The 17,697-nt window shown below is 47.2% G+C and carries 14 protein-coding genes; 6 read left to right on the forward strand and 8 right to left on the reverse strand.

Going from position 1 to position 17,697, the window contains the following annotated elements; translation table 11 throughout:
- Positions 1 to 133 precede the first annotated feature (133 nt).
- Both FBY58_RS06660 and bfr read left to right on the forward strand, forming a co-directional pair.
- Positions 134 to 307: a bacterioferritin-associated ferredoxin gene (locus tag FBY58_RS06660; protein ID WP_141920101.1), complete on the forward strand. Its 174-nt coding sequence runs from the start codon at positions 134 to 136 to the stop codon at positions 305 to 307.
- A gap of 118 nt (positions 308 to 425) precedes the next feature.
- A complete protein-coding gene (gene bfr / locus FBY58_RS06665) occupies positions 426 to 917 on the forward strand; it encodes a bacterioferritin (RefSeq protein WP_141920103.1) in 492 nt (163 codons plus the stop codon).
- Positions 918 to 1,048: 131 nt separating this feature from the next.
- On the opposite strand, the gene FBY58_RS06670 is transcribed toward bfr, so the two are convergent.
- From FBY58_RS06670 to FBY58_RS06690, 5 genes are all read right to left on the reverse strand, one after another.
- Entirely contained in the window at positions 1,049 to 1,480 is a 432-nt protein-coding gene (locus tag FBY58_RS06670) for a Fur family transcriptional regulator (RefSeq protein WP_141920105.1), read from the reverse strand.
- A gap of 257 nt (positions 1,481 to 1,737) precedes the next feature.
- Positions 1,738 to 2,151 carry a MucR family transcriptional regulator gene (locus tag FBY58_RS06675; protein ID WP_011241196.1) on the reverse strand — a complete coding sequence of 138 codons (414 nt, stop codon included), beginning with the start codon at positions 2,149 to 2,151 and terminating at the stop codon, positions 1,738 to 1,740.
- A gap of 175 nt (positions 2,152 to 2,326) precedes the next feature.
- Positions 2,327 to 2,803: a ribosomal protein S18-alanine N-acetyltransferase gene (gene rimI, locus FBY58_RS06680; protein WP_141920107.1), complete on the reverse strand. Its 477-nt coding sequence runs from the start codon at positions 2,801 to 2,803 to the stop codon at positions 2,327 to 2,329.
- Entirely contained in the window at positions 2,800 to 3,426 is a 627-nt protein-coding gene (tsaB, locus tag FBY58_RS06685; RefSeq protein ID WP_141920109.1) for a tRNA (adenosine(37)-N6)-threonylcarbamoyltransferase complex dimerization subunit type 1 TsaB, read from the reverse strand. Before tsaB ends, rimI begins: the two co-directional genes overlap by 4 nt.
- Positions 3,426 to 3,977, reverse strand: coding sequence for a NifU family protein (locus FBY58_RS06690; RefSeq protein WP_141920110.1), 552 nt, complete (start codon positions 3,975 to 3,977; stop codon positions 3,426 to 3,428). Before FBY58_RS06690 ends, tsaB begins: the two co-directional genes overlap by 1 nt.
- A 449-nt stretch (positions 3,978 to 4,426) precedes the next feature.
- Between FBY58_RS06690 and FBY58_RS06695 the strand changes: the two genes are divergently transcribed.
- Positions 4,427 to 5,815 (forward strand): DEAD/DEAH box helicase, encoded by a 1,389-nt coding sequence (locus tag FBY58_RS06695; RefSeq protein WP_141920112.1) that lies wholly within the window; start codon positions 4,427 to 4,429, stop codon positions 5,813 to 5,815.
- A gap of 297 nt (positions 5,816 to 6,112) precedes the next feature.
- On the opposite strand, the gene ubiA is transcribed toward FBY58_RS06695, so the two are convergent.
- Positions 6,113 to 7,048 (reverse strand): 4-hydroxybenzoate octaprenyltransferase, encoded by a 936-nt coding sequence (gene ubiA / locus FBY58_RS06700; RefSeq protein WP_141920114.1) that lies wholly within the window; start codon positions 7,046 to 7,048, stop codon positions 6,113 to 6,115.
- Between the two features lie 256 nt (positions 7,049 to 7,304).
- Here ubiA and purE point away from each other — a divergent pair, with 256 nt between their 5' ends.
- Positions 7,305 to 7,844 carry a 5-(carboxyamino)imidazole ribonucleotide mutase gene (gene purE, locus FBY58_RS06705; RefSeq protein ID WP_141920116.1) on the forward strand — a complete coding sequence of 180 codons (540 nt, stop codon included), beginning with the start codon at positions 7,305 to 7,307 and terminating at the stop codon, positions 7,842 to 7,844.
- On the forward strand, positions 7,841 to 8,929 hold the full coding sequence (locus tag FBY58_RS06710; protein ID WP_141920118.1) for a 5-(carboxyamino)imidazole ribonucleotide synthase: 1,089 nt from the start codon (positions 7,841 to 7,843) through the stop codon (positions 8,927 to 8,929). Before purE ends, FBY58_RS06710 begins: the two co-directional genes overlap by 4 nt.
- 77 nt (positions 8,930 to 9,006) lie before the next feature.
- Here FBY58_RS06710 and FBY58_RS06715 read toward each other — a convergent pair whose 3' ends face one another.
- Together FBY58_RS06715 and FBY58_RS06720 are read right to left on the reverse strand one after the other, a co-directional pair.
- On the reverse strand, positions 9,007 to 11,904 hold the full coding sequence (locus FBY58_RS06715; RefSeq protein WP_141920120.1) for a pitrilysin family protein: 2,898 nt from the start codon (positions 11,902 to 11,904) through the stop codon (positions 9,007 to 9,009).
- 131 nt (positions 11,905 to 12,035) lie between these two features.
- Entirely contained in the window at positions 12,036 to 14,882 is a 2,847-nt protein-coding gene (locus tag FBY58_RS06720) for a pitrilysin family protein (RefSeq protein ID WP_141920122.1), read from the reverse strand.
- A 192-nt stretch (positions 14,883 to 15,074) separates the two neighbouring features.
- Here FBY58_RS06720 and clpB point away from each other — a divergent pair, with 192 nt between their 5' ends.
- Complete coding sequence (gene clpB, locus FBY58_RS06725; protein ID WP_141920124.1) at positions 15,075 to 17,669, forward strand: ATP-dependent chaperone ClpB; 2,595 nt, start codon at positions 15,075 to 15,077, stop codon at positions 17,667 to 17,669.
- Positions 17,670 to 17,697 lie beyond the last annotated feature (28 nt).

Consider the following 17,697-nt stretch of genomic DNA (forward strand, 5'->3'; position numbering starts at 1 on the left):
AAAGCACAGAAATTTTCCAAAATATTTTATAAACTTTTGCGAATATCAATATTGATACTTGTTATCATTATCACAAATGCTATGTTTTAAGGAGAAAATGCTTTGTAAATATTGAGGAAAAAGGGGTTTCAGAGTGATTATTTGCCATTGTAACACTGTCAGTGATCAAGCGATCAAAGCGGCCGTGCGGCAAGGTGCAGTCACACCGGGACAAGCTTATAAAAAAATAGGGATAAAATTTTGCTGCGGAAAATGTGGTAAATGCGTCCAAAAAGTTATTTCAGAAGCACAACAAGAGACAGTTTAATTTAATTTTTATTATTTTATTATAAAAATAATGCACAGAAAAAATATTATGTGCAACTCGATAAGGGCTACCTCGTTTATAACCAGATAGGGTTGTTAACAGGAAAAGGTAGTATCTTATGAAGGGCAATAAAGAGGTCATTGACCATCTTAACGCACTTTTGAAAAGTGAACTGACTTCAATCAATCAGTATTTTCTCCATTACCGCATCGTTGAAGATTGGGGTATCGATAAGCTGGCTGAGCTTGAACGATCCAATTCTATTGATGAAATGAAACATGCGGATAAATTGGCCAAGCGCCTTTTATTCTTAGAAGGCTTCCCGAATTTTCAGGATATGGGTCACCTCAGAATTGGTGAAAATGTCGAAGAGGTCATTAAGGCTGATTTGGCATTAGAAGCCGAGGATGCCATTCCGCTCTATAAAAAAGCGATCGAATGCTGTGAAAAACACAGCGATTTTGGAACCCGCGATCTTCTTTTATCAATTTTGACGGAAGAAGAAGGCCATGCCGATGGATTGGATACTCAGCTAAAATTGATTAAGCGTATGGGTATTCAGGGATATATTCAGCTTAACAGCCAGACAGCGGAAGCTTCTGAAGAATAAACGCAGATAGAATTATCGCGAAACAAGAAAGGCGACAGGCGCAAAGTCTGTCGCTTTTTTATTTGATAAACGAAAGACAATCACAAGATATAAGCCAAGAAGAGAAAGCACTCGGCTCGTAATGAGAATGTTTATTTAGATAATTTGACCGGACGGTCTAATGGGACACCGTATAATTCGAGACGGTGATCAACCAATTTATATCCCAGACGCTCAGCGATCATTTTTTGCAGAACTTCCATCTGTTCATCTGAAAACTCGATGATGCGGCCAGATTCTACGTCAATTAAATGATCATGGTGGTCTTCAGGAGAAGCCTCATAGCGAGCACGGCCATCGCCAAAATCATGTCGCTCTAGAATACCGGCTTCTTCAAATAAGCGCACGGTACGATAAACTGTGGCGATAGAAATACCGGAATCAATCGCAGATGCCCGTTCATAAAGAGATTCAACATCAGGATGGTCTTCGGCTTCTGATAAAACCTGAGCGATAACTCTTCTTTGACCTGTTATCCGCAGACCTTTTTGCGCACAAAGCGTTTCAATATTGATCTGTCGCACAACCTTCTCCGTCAAATTCTTGAATTACCCCAGCAAAAAATTAGAGAAATCTGCGCGGTTTGAAGGCGCAGGCTCCAATTATTTCTCTTTATAAATTTGCTCTTACTTTGGCAATTTAAAATCATACGTCGCCCCCAGACGTTGTGATTTTTGATTACGCCATAATAGAGGCTTCCCTAATGTATAGCCAGAATTATAAACGTTGTTTACGCTGCTTTGTTATTTTTTTATATTTTTTTAAGCAGTGAAACTTGTAATTAACGTTTCCGGCGCTGTGTACCGAGACCGATTTTCTTGGCCAATGAACGGCGCTGATCGGCATAATTCGGTGCAACCATCGGATAATCTGCCGGCAAATTCCATTTTGCGCGGTATTGTTCCGGGGTCAGCTGGTAATGAGTTGCAAGATGACGTTTCAGCATTTTCAGCTTCTTACCGTCTTCGAGGCAGATGATGTAATCGGGTTTAACAGATGCCCGAACAGAAACAGCCGGTTCCGGCCGTGCTTCCGGTTCTGCGTTAGCTTCACTTAAAGCAGAAAGTGCATGATGAACATTCTGGATAAGCTGGGGAACGTCGGCAACAGAAACACTGTTGTTGCTGACATGGGCTGAAACAATATCAGCCGTTAATGTAATAAGGGTTTCAGACAAAGCATTGTCATCGCTCATAGAACAATCCTTTTTTAGAAAAAAAGTGGGAGAATATTCTATCTTTCCGCGGCTGCATCAAAGCTTTTACCTCGAGAAAGATCTCGGTTGATCTCCCAACGTTTACGGACTTTATGATTGAACAAATTCTATAGAAAATGCAACTAAAATTATTGCTTCTTCTAAATGTCTTGCCTTAAATTACAATTAAGCTGAGAGTTATCGCATTGTATAAATCGCCATTTAACGATTTATAATAATTGATTCGACGGCCGACCTCTCTAAAGCCAATATGGTAATAAAGGTTTAACGCTGGATTTTTTTCTCTGACTTCGAGATGAATATATTTGGTATCTTCGCTCTTAGCTTTCTCAATCAGCTTTTTAAGAAGTGCCGCCGCGACACCTTTTCTTCGAAATTCAGGACGAACAGCTAATAATAATAGTTCGCATTCGTCAAAAACGGTACGAGATAACAAAAAACCGGCGGGTTTCTTATTTATTATTACAACTAGCCCATAGACCCCTGGTAGCCCCATAATGCTGCTACATTGATGACGATTCCACGCCTCGCAATAAAAAGGGTCAAAGGCTTCCGTCATGATGGTCATGACATGGTCTAAAAGAGAATCACCTTGATCTAAAAAAGCCCAATCATCGGGGTAATCGCTCATGCCGGTATTTTCGCATCAGGCAGGCGACCATAAATTGGGGTAGCAGGAAGTGTTGTAGCTGTTTTTGCCAAAAATCTTGCTTCATCAGCGAAAGGCCAAGCTTCTTCCGATTCGCCCCACCCTCTTGCCTTAACCAAAGTAGCGGCAGCCGAACCGGCTATAAGCGAATCTTTGACCAGTGGAGCAGCGTCTTCCGGTCGCAAGGATTGGATTGGGGTTAGTGCAGTCAAATGTAATGAAGGTCGATCACAAGAAAAAGACTGAATAAATATTTCGCCATGACCACCAATGAATGCAACCGTCAGATTGGATGCGTTGAAATGCCGTCTAAAAGCTGCGGCGGCAACGACATCTAACGCGCCATAGCCAGAGACCGGAACATCCCATCCGAGCCCAAGAGCCAGTGCCGCAGCAATACCGACACGAATGCCGGTAAAACTGCCAGGTCCACAATCGACAATGATTTTATCGGCGCGCCCCTGATCAGGTAATGCGGCAATCATGGGCAACAGCTTTTCAGCATGCCCCCGACCAACAATCTCTTTTTCACAGGCGATGATATGATCGCCCTTTATCAGGGCGACCGAACAAGCGGCTGTGGCCGTATCAATGACAAGTTGCATTAAATAGCCCGAACTTCGATTACTTCGGGGACAAAATGCTTCAACAGCGTTTCGACGCCTTGTTTTAAGGTTGCAACCGAAGAAGGACAGCCTGCACAAGCCCCACGCATGGATAAATAGACGATACCGTCTTCGAATTTTTGAAAGACAATGTCACCGCCATCACGAGCGACCGCCGGACGGACGCGGTCATCAATCAGATCTTTGATCTGAAGAACCACATCGTCATCTTCTTCACCATTCTGTTTTTCGGTATTTTCAGAATTTTCATTCAATAGCGGAATGTCGTTTTCGAAATGATCCGAAATAATCATGATCACTTTTGATTCAAACTGAGACCATAAAGAAGGTGAATCGAGTGTAACCGATATAAAATCCCGCCCGTAGAAAACAGAGGTGACATGTTGCAGGTCAAAAAGTGCAACAGCCAAAGGCGAATCGGTAGCTTCCTCTTTATTGACGAAATAACGGGATTCTCGTTCCATTACCGGACAATGAAGCAAAAATTTAAGCGTGGCCGGATTCGGCGTATTTTCTGTCTCGATCAGCATGGCTCTTATTTGGTGAAACCACGCGCCCCAATCAAGATTATTTATGTTACAAATGTATAGTTTTTTGAATTATATCTCTGCTTTCATCCAATAATTGTCCTTTTTCGCGATGATATAATAATAATTTGTTCATAAATGAGGAAAAGCCTTGCGTTTCCTCTGCCCTATGGTCATTATTAAGGGATAAGCATCTGTGTCCGTGAGAATAAACGGACATATGCACGGAATTTGCGTGTTCCACCGCCATACACCTGACAGCTGTTTTTACCATTTAGAGGGTTAGAGAACAGCCTTCCTCAATATGCGCGTTGCCAAGTATTCCTCTTTAGATGCCTAATAGCAGCAGGCTTTCCCGTTCACGCAAGCCTGTTTTTCAGGTCTTAAACGAGTTCTTACTCGTTATCTTAGCGCGCCCTAGTTGCGCCTATTTCAAAAACGGAAAGCCTTTTATGACGGAAACATCAGTTTCGTTCAAAACCCTAGGTCTCGACTCATCACTTGTGCAGGCATTGGATGCCTTGGGATACAGCAAACCAACCCCAATTCAGGCGCAGGCTATTCCTCACCTGTTAGAAGGTAAGGATCTTTGCGGTATTGCCCAGACCGGTACCGGTAAAACCGCTGCTTTTGCGCTGCCTTCTATTCATTATTTAACCGCTAACCCGCAGGCACGTCCTCAGCGCGGTTGCCGGATGCTGATTTTATCGCCAACGCGTGAACTGGCCAGCCAGATTGCTCGCGCTTGCACCGATTATACCCGCAACCTGCGTATGTCTGTAAACGCCGTATTCGGTGGCGTCCCCATTGGTCGCCAGATGAGAATGCTGGATCGTGGTACGGACATTCTGGTCGCAACCCCAGGTCGTTTGCTTGATTTGATCGATCAGCGCGCTTTGGTTTTGAAGGATGTTGAAATCTTCGTCCTTGATGAAGCCGATCAGATGCTTGATCTCGGTTTCATTCATGCACTGCGTCGCATTGATAAATTACTGCCGAAAAATCGTCAGACCCTGTTCTTCTCGGCTACCATGCCGAAAACGATTCAGGAATTGAGCAGCCAGTTCTTGTCTGATCCGGTTACGGTTTCTGTTGCACCTCAGTCTTCCACCGCAGAACGGGTTGAGCAGTTCGGTGTTTTTGTTAACCAGTCTGAAAAGCAGGCTTTGTTGACGATTACCCTTAAGGACACCCCCGGACTTGATCGTGCATTGGTCTTTACCCGCACGAAACATGGTGCAGACAGAGTGGTTCGCCATCTGGAAGCCGCCGGTCTTCCTGCTGCTGCCATTCATGGTAACAAAAGCCAGCCACAGCGTGAGCGCGCCTTGAATGCGTTCCGTAATGGACGGTTAAAAATTCTGGTCGCAACCGATATCGCTGCTCGTGGTATTGATGTCCCAGGCGTCAGCCATGTCTTCAACTTCGAATTGCCGAATGTTGCAGAACAATATGTTCACCGTATTGGTCGTACCGCCCGCGCCGGTCGTGATGGTCAGGCAATCAGCTTCATCGCTAATGACGAACGCTCATATCTCCGTTCTATCGAACGTTTGACCCGCGTCAAATTGCAGATTCTGCCGTTGCCGGAAAACTTCGTCATGGAAAAAGAATTGCTTCCGCATCCGGCTCCGATGCGTCCGGAACGCGATAGCCGTGACAGCCGTGGTCGTGGTGGCCCAGGTCGTGGCCGTGGTGGTTTTGGTGGTGGTGCACCGAAGCCTGGCTTTAACCATGCACATAGTAATAAAGGTGGCGATGACCGTGGCGGCAGTGGCGAACGTCCCCGTCGTCCGCGTCGTCCGATGACGAAAGGCGTTCGGGCGGTTGGCCGTAGCTAAACGCCGTTTGTCTTTTTAAAAGATTAACAAAAAAGAGGTGTTTTCTGAAAAGAAGGCGCCTCTTTTTTATTGAAAGCTTCGGTTTGGAACCCTGTGTTATCACGCGGGATAAAGTCGTCTTTCCAGCCGTTGAACTTGCCTTCATTGCAGCGGGCAAAGATAAGCCTTTTAGGATGACTTAGGTATTCCATTGAGAGAAGATATTAGAGGTCTTAGGCGAAAGCCTGCTGCCGTACGAAATGCACGCGATAAGCTGAGCCTAAAATCTTATAATGAAGCCTTAGATCAATGCGCCCTTCAATAGACTGAAAAATTATTAGCCATGCCGATCGTTACACAAGCCAGAAATAATAAGAATCCGATCTGACGATTAGAACGAAAACGGATGAGAGCATTATGCCCGTCATTTGTGTCTAATGTTACCATTTGCCAGATAAAATGTAATGCCAAGGGGCATAAAGTTAAGAGAGCCAGAGCTTGCGGACGGACGAGCCAAATAGCGCCCCCCCAACCAAAAACGGCCAAGGCAAAGAACAGGCTGACCCCAAGACGTAAATGGTTTTTTAAAGCCCTTGCCGATGATTTGATACCTGCCAAGGCATCGTCTTCGATATCCTGAATGGCATAGACTGTATCAAAACCGATAACCCAAAAGATACAACCACCATAAAGAAGCAGCGTTGGCCATTCAAAGTGCCCCCAAATAGCGACGCTGCCGACTAAAGCTGACCAACTAAAAACTAAGCCGAGCCAAGCCTGTGGCCACCAGCTTATTCGTTTCATAAAGGGATAGACGGCGACTAAGGCTAAACTAGCGATAGCTGTCCAACGCGCAATCGGGTTGAAAAAGGCCAAACATCCCAAACCAATAAGACAAAGAGAGACCAGAAAAAAACAGGCCGCTTTGACGGATATAAAGCCCGATGCCAGTGGTCGATTTTTTGTGCGGGCGACTTTCCTATCCAAATCACGATCAACAATATCGTTATAAACACAGCCAGCAGAACGCATTACAAATGCCCCGACAAAAAAAGCAGGAAGCAAGAACCAATGTGAGATCAGCCCGCCCGCGAGGGCCACAGCAGCAGCCCCCGGCCAAAAGAGCAACCAAACGCCGATAGGGCGATCTGCCCGTGCAAGGGAAATATAGGCGGCCAATTTCGGGGGTAAGCGTTTAACTATTCCCCTCACCTCGCTATCGGAAACAATATGGGAATCTGGCTCTGTTGACACGATATCGCCTTGCTAAAATATCCGAGGGAAATACCCTTTCCCTGAAAAGAAAGAACTATTATCGATATAATAGGACAAATTCATCAAGATAAAATGATTTGTCAGGCTAGCTATTCGCTTTTTTATCGGAATATAAGGCAATAATCTGAATATCAGGAATTGCCGCTTTTCACATCTTACCGTAGAGCTTCTGTTAAATTTTTACAGGATTCATCATTATTTGCCTGCAAGGGCCAATGTCGACCCGGAAAAATATATGAACAACCAGTCCCCGCCTATAAATGAACCTACAACCGCTCCCGTGATTGCTTTGATTATGGGTAGCCAATCCGATTGGGAAACGATGCACCATGCCGCGGATGTTTTAACCGCGCTTCAGATTCCCCATGAGACCCGTATTATTTCTGCCCATAGAACCCCGAAACGATTATATGATTATGTCGGTTCGCTGGTTTCCAAAGGCTTTAAAGCGGTTATTGCGGGTGCTGGTGGTGCTGCCCATTTGCCGGGTATGGCAGCGGCAATCACAAGATTGCCTGTTTTCGGGGTGCCTGTGCAATCAAAAGCACTGAATGGTATGGATAGCCTGCTTTCTATTGCCCAGATGCCTGCCGGAATTCCTGTTGGAACCCTTGCGATTGGCCGCGCAGGTGCTATCAATGCGGCTCTCATTTCTGCAGCCATGCTCGCCAATAATGACGAAGGTCTGGCCGAAAGGCTCGATCAGTGGCGGCAACGTCAAACGGCTGATGTTCCCGATAGGCCAGATACTCTGCCAAGGATCACTTCTTTATGACCCAAACACTTCCGCCCGGTTCCAAAATTGGTATTATTGGTAATGGCCAGTTGGGGCAAATGATGGCGATCGCGGCCACACAGCTGGGATATTTTTGCCATGTTTATGCCCCCAATCAGTCGGGGCCTGCCAATGTCGTCGCGGCAAAAAGCTTTGTCGGTGGATATGATGACATCGATAAGTTGCAGGAATTTGCAGCTTCGGTCGATGTTATCACCTATGAATTTGAAAATATCTTTGCAGCGCCTTTAGTTGAGCTTGCCAAACGGATCGCGGTTTACCCGCCGCCTCAGGCCTTAAAAGTCGCGCAAGACCGCTTAACCGAAAAGAATTACGCCGCCGATTTGAAAATCCGGCCTGCGCCTTTCCGGTCAGTCAGTTCTCCCCGCGAATTGTCCTATGCACTTTTGGAGTTGGGTGTCCCTGCTATTTTGAAGCAGCGCACCCAAGGATATGATGGACGGGGGCAAGTCGTTGTCAAAAAGGCAACCGATGCACATCTGGCCGAAATATGGAGCACCCTTTCTTGCAAGGAAGCGGTTCTCGAAGGGCTTGTGAAATTCGAATATGAATTTTCTGTTTTGGCTGTCCGTGATACCAAAGGTCAGTTTTTGACATGGGATATTCCGGTTAACACCCATAACAATGGTATTTTGGCAAATTCCGTTGTGCCTGCGAATGACTTTATTTTGCAGCAGGCCAATGCTGCGATTAACGCGACCAAGAGAATTGCAGAATCGCTGAATTATGTCGGCGTGTTAGCGGTTGAATTTTTTGCGACCCAATTTGGCCCTATTTTCAACGAAATGGCTCCACGGGTACATAACAGCGGTCATTGGACAATTGAGGGTGCCGAAACATCTCAGTTTGAAAATCATATCCGCGCAATTTGTGGCCTGCCTTTAGGATCAACGGCCTTGACCGCTGAACGGGTCGAGATGAAAAATCTGATCGGAACGCAGGTTAACACATGGGAAAAAATTCTGTCCCATCGGAATGAATATCTTCATATTTACGGAAAAGGGGCAGCAAAGCCTGGTCGTAAAATGGGTCATTCTACCAAATTGGTAAAACGGGTCGTCTAATCGAAAGATAGAAAACCTATAAAAAAAGGTGGCTCCCTTTCAGGAGTCACCTTTTTTTTGTGTCTGGATTATCCGGTTTATTTCACATCATCAGCTGACATGGTTTCAATCGGCATGCCTGTTTTTTCGAGCTGCGGTTTCACCACATTGGCATCACCCACAACGACCCATAAAAGTTTATTGGCATCCAACCACCGACGAGCGGTTGCATCCAAGGTCGCAACGGTCAATCCGCGATAACGGCTGGCCAAGCTATCGAAATAAGTGTCAGGGCGACCGAACCGGTTCAATGTCATCATACCGGTCAAGACATCGTCACCGCTTTCAAAGCTGCCCGGAAGCTGGCGAATATCGCCAGTAAGGGTATCTTCAAGTTCCTTGGCGGTGATGCCCTGATCTGTCAGGAAGCTGACTGTGTCGGCTTTTAAGGTCGATACAGCAGGACCGGTCTGGTTGGTTTGGACAGGCGCACGAATCATAAAGGCGGAAGGCCCGACCATTTTATAAACGCGACTATGGACGCCATAGCTCCAGCCTTTGCTTTCGCGCAGATCCATATTCAATCGTGCCAAGAACTGGCCACCCAGAATATCATTCGCAACGGTCAGATCGAACAAGGTCGAGTCATCACCCTGCCCTTTTAATGGCAAAGCCGATCCGGCCAAGATCAAAGACTGCGGCGAATTTGGACGGTTGATTAACAGAATACCGGATTTCTGCGGAGCTGGAGCGGTGTTGACTTCTTTCACACCGGCTTCCGCTTTGGGATTCTGCCAATGACCAAAGCGAGCATTCAACAAGGGCAGAATATCCGATAACGGCTTATCCGATACGATGAAGATATGCGCCTTATCAGGCCGCAGCCATTGCGTTTTGAAGCGGGTGATATCTGTCTTGGAGATTTTCTTGACAGATTCTTCCGTTCCCGAAGGCGACATAACATGGGCGTAAGGATGATTTTCGCCGTAGATGCTGGGGCCGAAAACCCGAGCGGCCAAAGGCGCCGGAGAACTATGTTCCATAGCAATATTGGCTAACTGTTCTGACCTGACGCGTTCCAGCTCTTTATCCGGGAAAGACGGCGCCAACAGCATTTGCGAAGCCAAAGACAAGGTCGCACCGATATTGGGCGTTGGGCTGCGTAAGACCATATTAGTACGGTCAGCATCGCTGTCAAAAGCAATGGTTGCGCCCAAGCGTTCGCGATCAATAGCCAGTTCAACCGCATTTTTACCAATCGTGCCTTCGGTGAGCATCGAAAGCATCATCGCTTCGGTACCCGGAAGATCTTTCAGATCGGCGGCATTACCGGCATCAAAGTCAAAAGCGATGCGGGTCAATGGCACAGCAGAACGCTGGGCATAGGTAACCTCGACACCGTTTTTGAGCTTAGCATGGCTGATATTCGGGAATTTCAGATCAGGAATGGTTCCGACCTGAGGCAGATGAGAACGATCAACCCCTTCCGACACCGTTTTTGAAGCTGAATTGATCGCTTCAGCCGTGGGCGGTGCGGTGGGCACGGGCTGAATAGCAATCGGAGTATCAGCACGGCTGCCACGTTTTGATTCCTGATAAGCTTTCCGTTCACCCGGAAGAACCGTTAAGGCATAGACCGGACGGCTTAGCCATTTCTTCATGGTGGCAGTGACACTGGCAGGCGTTGCCGCCGCTAAGGTCTGTAATTCGTTTTTATAATGATTGGGGTCATTGGCATAAAGCAGGCCTTCCGCCAAAGTCGGTGCCTGACCACTGAATCCGCCAACAGATTCCAGTCCAGCGATTTCAGAAACCATCGTATGGGTTGCTGCCCGTTTGACTTCATCCGCGGTGGGGCCTTGGTTGATGAAATCGTTCAGGATTTTATCAAGCCGTTGTGACACATATTGCGGGTTAACGCCTGGTTTGACATTGACCGTAATTGCAAAGATGCTCTGGCTTTCAGAAGGATCAACATCAGCCAAGACGCTGACCGCCAATTGTTCTTGCCGCACCAGAATTTGATCCAGTCGGGAAGAAGCCAAGCCACCCAGCACTTCGGCTGCGATATGGAGGTCAGGTAATTCTGAACTGGCGAAACCCGGCACCGTCCATGTCCGATAAAGACGAGCAAGGGCGACATTGTCGGTTAAGACTTCGTCTTTTCTAGCCGGTAACGTCCAGATAGGGGCCGCTGGGTGAACGACATCGCGGCCACGTGGGATATCACCGAAATAGCGGGTAACCAGTGTTTTTGCCTTGTCGAGGTCAATATCCCCAGCAAGAACCAGCACGGCGTTATTGGGGCCATAATTCTGACGGAACCAGTCTTTCACCGTATCAAGGCTGGCGGCATCAAGGTCTTCCATCGAACCAATAGTGGTATGGTGATAAGGATGACCTTCCGGTGACAAGGCTTCTGTCTGGGCATATTGAACCAAACCATAAGGCTGGTTATCGCCCTGACGTTTTTCATTTTGAACAACGCCGCGTTGGTTATCGAGCTTTTGCTGCGTAATGCCGCCCAGAAGATGACCCATGCGGTCACTTTCGAGGAATAAAGCCAGATCAAGTGCAGGTGTTGGCACAGTTTCAAAATAATTGGTACGGTCAAGCCATGTTGTACCGTTATCATCAGTGGCACCGGCCTGACGCAAAGGTTCGAAAAAGTCGCCCGGGGCGTTTTCAGAACCATTAAACATCAGATGTTCAAACAGATGAGCGAAGCCAGTTTTACCGGTAGGTTCGTCTTTGGAACCGATATGATACCAAACCGAAACAGCCACAATCGGGGATTTATGATCGGGATGAACAATAACCCGCAAACCATTCGGCAAGGTAAAGCTTTGCCATGAAAGGTTAATCTGATTTGCCAATGTGCTGAGCGGCACGGCATTATTTTGACCGGTTGCGGGTTTTGCAGCATTCAGAGATACCGGACTAAGGGCTGTTGCGGCCAAAGCCGCCGCCGCTAGCCAACGATGATTAACCCCCATGAAAAACTCCTCGCTATCTGTTTTACGAAAGACCGTGCCAATATGGCTGGGTTCCGAAGAAACAACAGCCCCTTTTTAATGTCAAACAATCTTTATGTTACAGCGTAATAAAAATTTATATTATAAATAGGCTATTTTATTTTATCGCTTTCTATCTGTTTCACAGACAGTCCAGACTTTTCAAGTTGTGGTTTAACGAGGCTAGCATCGCCGACCACGACCCAAGTTAAGCCTTTGCTATTTAGCCATTGGCGAGCAATTTTATCCAAGGCTTCTGGCGTCAAGGCACGATAGCGCTGGTTGAGCGTATCATAATAATTGTCGGGGCGGTTCATTAAGGCGATATCAACCATCCCCAAGAGGATATTGCCGCTCTTTTCATAGGCGCTGGGTGTCCGGTTGATGATGTCGGTCACGGTTTCCTTTAATTCAGTAGGCGTAATGCCTTTATCCGTTAGGAAATGGGTCAAATCATCCTGAATAGCGCTGATTGAAGCAGCGGTTTGGTTTGTTTGCACGGGTGCGGCAACAGTGAATAACGAGGACAATGTTCGGGCGTTGAGTTGGCTACCAACGCCATAGCTCCAGCCTTTTGATTGTCTTAAATCCATATTCAATCGGGAAAGGAAGTTGCCACCCAAAATGTAATTGGCAACACTGAGATTAAACAGGGCATCCTGATTTTCTCTCTCTTTCAAAGGCAAAACGCTGCCTGCAACAATGAGAGATTGGGGCGATTGTGGGCGGTTTATCAAAACAACGTCTGATGCATTTTCGACGTCTTTAATGGGTTCTTTTTTCGTTTCGGCCGCAGAATTTGGCACCTGCCAATGGTCAAAAACAGTATTCAGAACCGGCAAGATTTTATTCAAAGGCTTATCTGAGACGATAAAGACATGCGCTTTGTAAGGGCGCATCCATTTTTGCTTGAAATCCAATAAATGCTGGCGTGTGATTTTCTGGATATTTTCTTCGGTAACCATGTGGCGATAGGGATGTCCTTCGCCATAGAGATTTTGCAAGATAGCCCGTCCAGCCAACCATCCGGGGGATTGGCGGCCAGCTGCGAGACTTGCCAAGGTTGAAGCCTTTAAACGTGCCAGTTCTTTTTCAGGGAAAGTCGAATTAAAAAGCATCTCGGAGGCTAATTTCGACGTCTGTGGGAAGGTGACACTGGGGCTTGAAAACGTCATCGAGCTATAATCATCGCCTGCCCCAAAGCTGACAGAAGCACCAAGGCGTTCTTTTTCTTTCGAAAGCTCGATAACATCTTTATTTTGTGTGCCTTCAGTCAGCATCGAAAGCATCAGATTTTCAGTGCCAGGTAAATCGGTATCAGCCATAATCCCGCCGTCAAAGCTGACCAATACCGTTGTTAAAGGCATGGTTGGCCGTTGGGCGTAGCTGACAGCGATGCCGTTTTTGAGCTGGCTATGCGTGATGGTTGGGAAGCGGACGTCAGGAACGATTCCAACATCAGGTAAAGCCCCACGGGAGGAAGGATCTTGCGTATCAGCGGCCGTGGTTAGCGGAGTTTTATTAGTATTATCGGCCTTGGGGGAAGCCGCCGCCGTCCCCATCTGATTTTCTTGATAGGCTTTGCGTTCGCCTGGAGAAACCATCAGGGCATAGACCGGACGAGACAGCCATTTTTCGGTTGCTTTTTTTATGGCTTCCGGAGTGGTGGTGGCAACCGCATAAAGCTCTTTTTTGTAATAATCGGGATCGTTGAGGAAGAGCTGCCCTTGCGCAAGAATGGGCCCTTGTGTGTTCACGGATTCAGCCACATTGTCTGAAAGAATATCCATGGCTGCACGTCTGACCTCGTCACTGTCAGGGCCAGTTTTCAGATAATCTGTCAGAATTTCATCAAGGCGTTGTGATATATATTGCGGGTTCGCACCCGGTTTGACCGTCACCGAAACGACAAAGCGTCCCTGCCCTTCAAAATTTTGGGTGCTGGCGCTGACATTGACCGCCAGTTGTTCTTTGTGAACCAGAATTTGATCCAATCGGGAAGACGCCAGACCACCAAGGATAGAGGCACTCATATCAAGCGGGATCGTGTCGGGGTGGTAGCTGGGGATACTCCACGCCCGATAGATTTTGGTTAAAGCGACCTTATCCGTTATCACTTCGTCTTTACGCTTGGGCAAAGTCCAGATCGGAGTAGCTGGATGAACGATATCCGTTCCACGAGGAATGGCACCGAAATAATGCGTAACCAAAGCTTTGGCTTTGTCGAAATCAATATCCCCAGCCAGAACCAAAACGGCGTTATTGGGGCCGTAATTCTGACGGAACCAATCTTTCACCGTATCGAGGCTAGCGGCATCGAGATCTTTCATCGAACCGATAGTGTCGTGATGATAAGGATGTCCTTCTGGCGTTAAGGCTTCCGTCATTGCATAGTTGACCATACTGTAAGGACGGTTATCCCGCTGCCTCTTTTCATTTTCGACAACCGCGCGTTGGTTATCCAGTTTTTCCTGTGTAATACCTTTTAGAAGGTACCCCATCCGGTCGCTTTCCATAAACAAAACACGGTCAAGCGCTGAAGTCGGAATGGTTTCGAAGTAATTCGTCCGGTCAAAATCGGTTGTGCCATTGCTGTTCGTGGCACCCGTTTCCTGTAGCGGTTTCCAAAAGCTGCCATGCACATTTTCCGAGCCTTCAAACATTAAATGTTCGTAGAGATGGGCAAATCCGGTTTTGCCTGCGGGTTCATCTTTGGAACCGACATGATACCAGACCGAAACGCCAACAACCGGCGCTTTATGATCGGTATGCACCAAAACTTTTAGACCATTAGGTAAGGTGAAACTTTGCCAAGGTAAGTTAATCTGCTGTGCCAGTGATTGCAGCAAAGCTGAGGCATTATCCGTCTGTTTTTGGGCGGGGTAAGCCATGGTGGCCGGTGGTGTCAGCAAAGTTGATGACAGAATACAACCGACTAGAACCCGATATAATTTTTTCACGTACCCGCCCCTGTTAAGTATAAAAATTAAATAAAACAGAATAATAAGTAATTTTTATGTCCGATTATAACAACAACATAATTTTTATAGCGGGACAATATCCATCAGACGAAATCGTAAATTTTTACATCTGAATACTTGAGTTGTCCAATATCGCCCCCATCTTGCCTTTTAAGTCAGGAGACGGTCATTATGAATTTTGAGAAATTAACAGATCGAGCCAAAGGCTTTATTCAATCGGCGCAAACGGTGGCGATTCGTCTCAATCACCAGAGAATTGCACCGGAGCATTTGTTAAAAGCCTTGTTAGAAGACGAACAGGGAATGGCATCCGGCCTTATTCGGCGCGCGGGTGGTGACCCTGCTGTTGCTGTACGTGAGACAGATGCCGCATTGGCTAAAATCCCGTCCGTTTCTGGCAGTGGTGCAAACACCCCTCCGGGGTTGGATAATGATACTGTCCGTCTTTTGGATCAGGCCGAGCAGATAGCGGCCAAAGCAGGTGATTCCTACGTCACGGTCGAAAGAATGCTTTTGGCTATGACGTTGATGCAGGAAGCCCAAGTCGGAAAAATCCTGAAAGACGCAGGATTAACCGCAGAAGCATTAAACACGGCTATCAATGAATTACGTTCGGGGCGCACGGCCGATACGGCAACAGCAGAAGATCGGTATGACGCTTTGAAAAAATTTGCCCGTGATCTGACGGAGGCTGCCCGTGAAGGCAAGCTTGATCCGGTTATCGGCCGCGACGAAGAAATCCGGAGAACTATCCAGATTTTGGCACGGCGCACGAAAAACAATCCGGTTTTAATTGGTGAACCGGGTGTCGGTAAGACAGCTATTGTTGAAGGTCTGGCGCTTCGCATTGTAAATGGCGATGTGCCGGAAGGCTTGCGCGATCGTGCCTTAATGGCTTTGGACATGGGATCATTGATCGCTGGTGCTAAATATCGTGGTGAATTCGAAGAACGATTGAAAGGCGTTCTTGACGAAGTCAAGCAGGCCGAAGGTCACATCATTCTTTTCATTGACGAAATGCACACCCTGATCGGAGCAGGTAAATCTGACGGGGCGATGGATGCCGGTAACCTGTTAAAACCAGCTTTGGCACGCGGTGATTTGCATTGTATTGGTGCAACCACCCTTGCTGAATATCAGAAATATGTTGAAAAAGACCCTGCCCTGCAACGGCGTTTCCAGCCGGTTTATGTAGGTGAGCCAACAGTTGAAGATACCGTTTCAATTTTGCGCGGGTTGAAGGAAAAATACGAAGCCCATCATGGTGTCCGTATTACCGATGCGGCTTTGGTATCGGCGGCAACCTTGTCCAACCGTTATATCACCAATCGGTTTTTGCCGGATAAAGCGATCGACCTTGTTGATGAAGCGGCCAGCCGTCTGAGAATGGAAGTTGATTCCAAGCCGGAAGAAATCGAAAATCTTGACCGTCGGATTATTCAGCTCAAGATCGAGCGTGAAGCGCTTTTGAAAGAGAATGATGACGCTTCGCGTGATCGTTTGACGACGTTAGAGCATGATTTGCATGATCTGGAAGAGCAATCTTCGGAACTGACCGCTCGTTGGAAAAATGAGCAGGACAAGATCAAAGCAGAAGCCCGTTTGAAAGAACAGCTGGATCAGGCTCGGATTTCTTTGGATCAGGCCGAACGGATGGGCGACCTCGCGAAGGCGGGTGAAATCAGCTACGGCATCATTCCTCAGCTTGAAAAGCAGTTGGCGGATGCCCAGAATGCTGCCGAAGGCGCAATGCTACGCGAAGAAGTGACCAGTCAGGATATCGCTTCTATTGTGTCCCGTTGGACGGGTATTCCGGTTGATAAAATGCTGGAAGGCGAACGTGAAAAACTGATCCATATGGAAGATTGGTTGGGCAAACGCGTCATCGGTCAGGAAGATGCGGTTAAAGCGGTCAGCCGTGCGGTCAGGCGTGCCCGTGCAGGTTTGCAAGATCCCAATAGACCGATGGGTTCCTTCCTGTTTTTGGGCCCGACGGGTGTTGGTAAAACCGAGCTGACAAAAGCTTTGGCTAGTTTTCTATTTGACGATGATCGGGCGATGGTTCGTATCGATATGTCCGAATATATGGAGAAACATGCCGTATCACGCTTGATCGGTGCGCCTCCGGGATATGTGGGTTACGAAGAAGGCGGCGTCTTAACTGAGGCTGTTCGTCGTCGGCCTTATCAGGTGATTTTGTTCGATGAAGTCGAAAAAGCGCATCAGGACGTCTTCAATATCCTGTTGCAGGTATTGGATGATGGCCGCTTGACCGATGGTCAGGGTCGAACGGTTGATTTTTCCAATACGATTATCATCCTTACCTCCAATTTGGGTGCGCAATATCTCGCCAATTTGGGAGATGATGAATCGGTTGAAAGCGTCGAGCCTAAGGTTATGGAAATGGTCAGAGCGCATTTCCGCCCTGAATTTTTAAACCGGCTTGACGAAATCATCTTGTTCCATCGTTTGGGACAAAGCCATATGGGCCCGATTGTTGACATCCAAATTCAGCATTTGTGCCGTTTGTTGGCTGATCGGAAGATCACGTTGAAATTGTCCGATAAAGCGCGGGCATGGTTGGGACGTGTCGGTTATGATCCCGTCTATGGAGCGCGTCCGTTACGGCGTGCAGTTCAGAAATACCTTCAGGATCCATTGGCTGAAGATTTGCTGAAAGGCACGGTACGCGATGGTCAGACCGTTGATGTGGACGAAGGCGACAGCCATCTGATTTTCAAAACGGAAGATACTGTCGCTTCTTAAATAGTATAACGCGGAGCAGCCCTTTCCT

The sequence above is a fragment of the Zymomonas mobilis genome (assembly GCF_006715975.1).
Classification (GTDB): domain Bacteria; phylum Pseudomonadota; class Alphaproteobacteria; order Sphingomonadales; family Sphingomonadaceae; genus Zymomonas; species Zymomonas mobilis_B.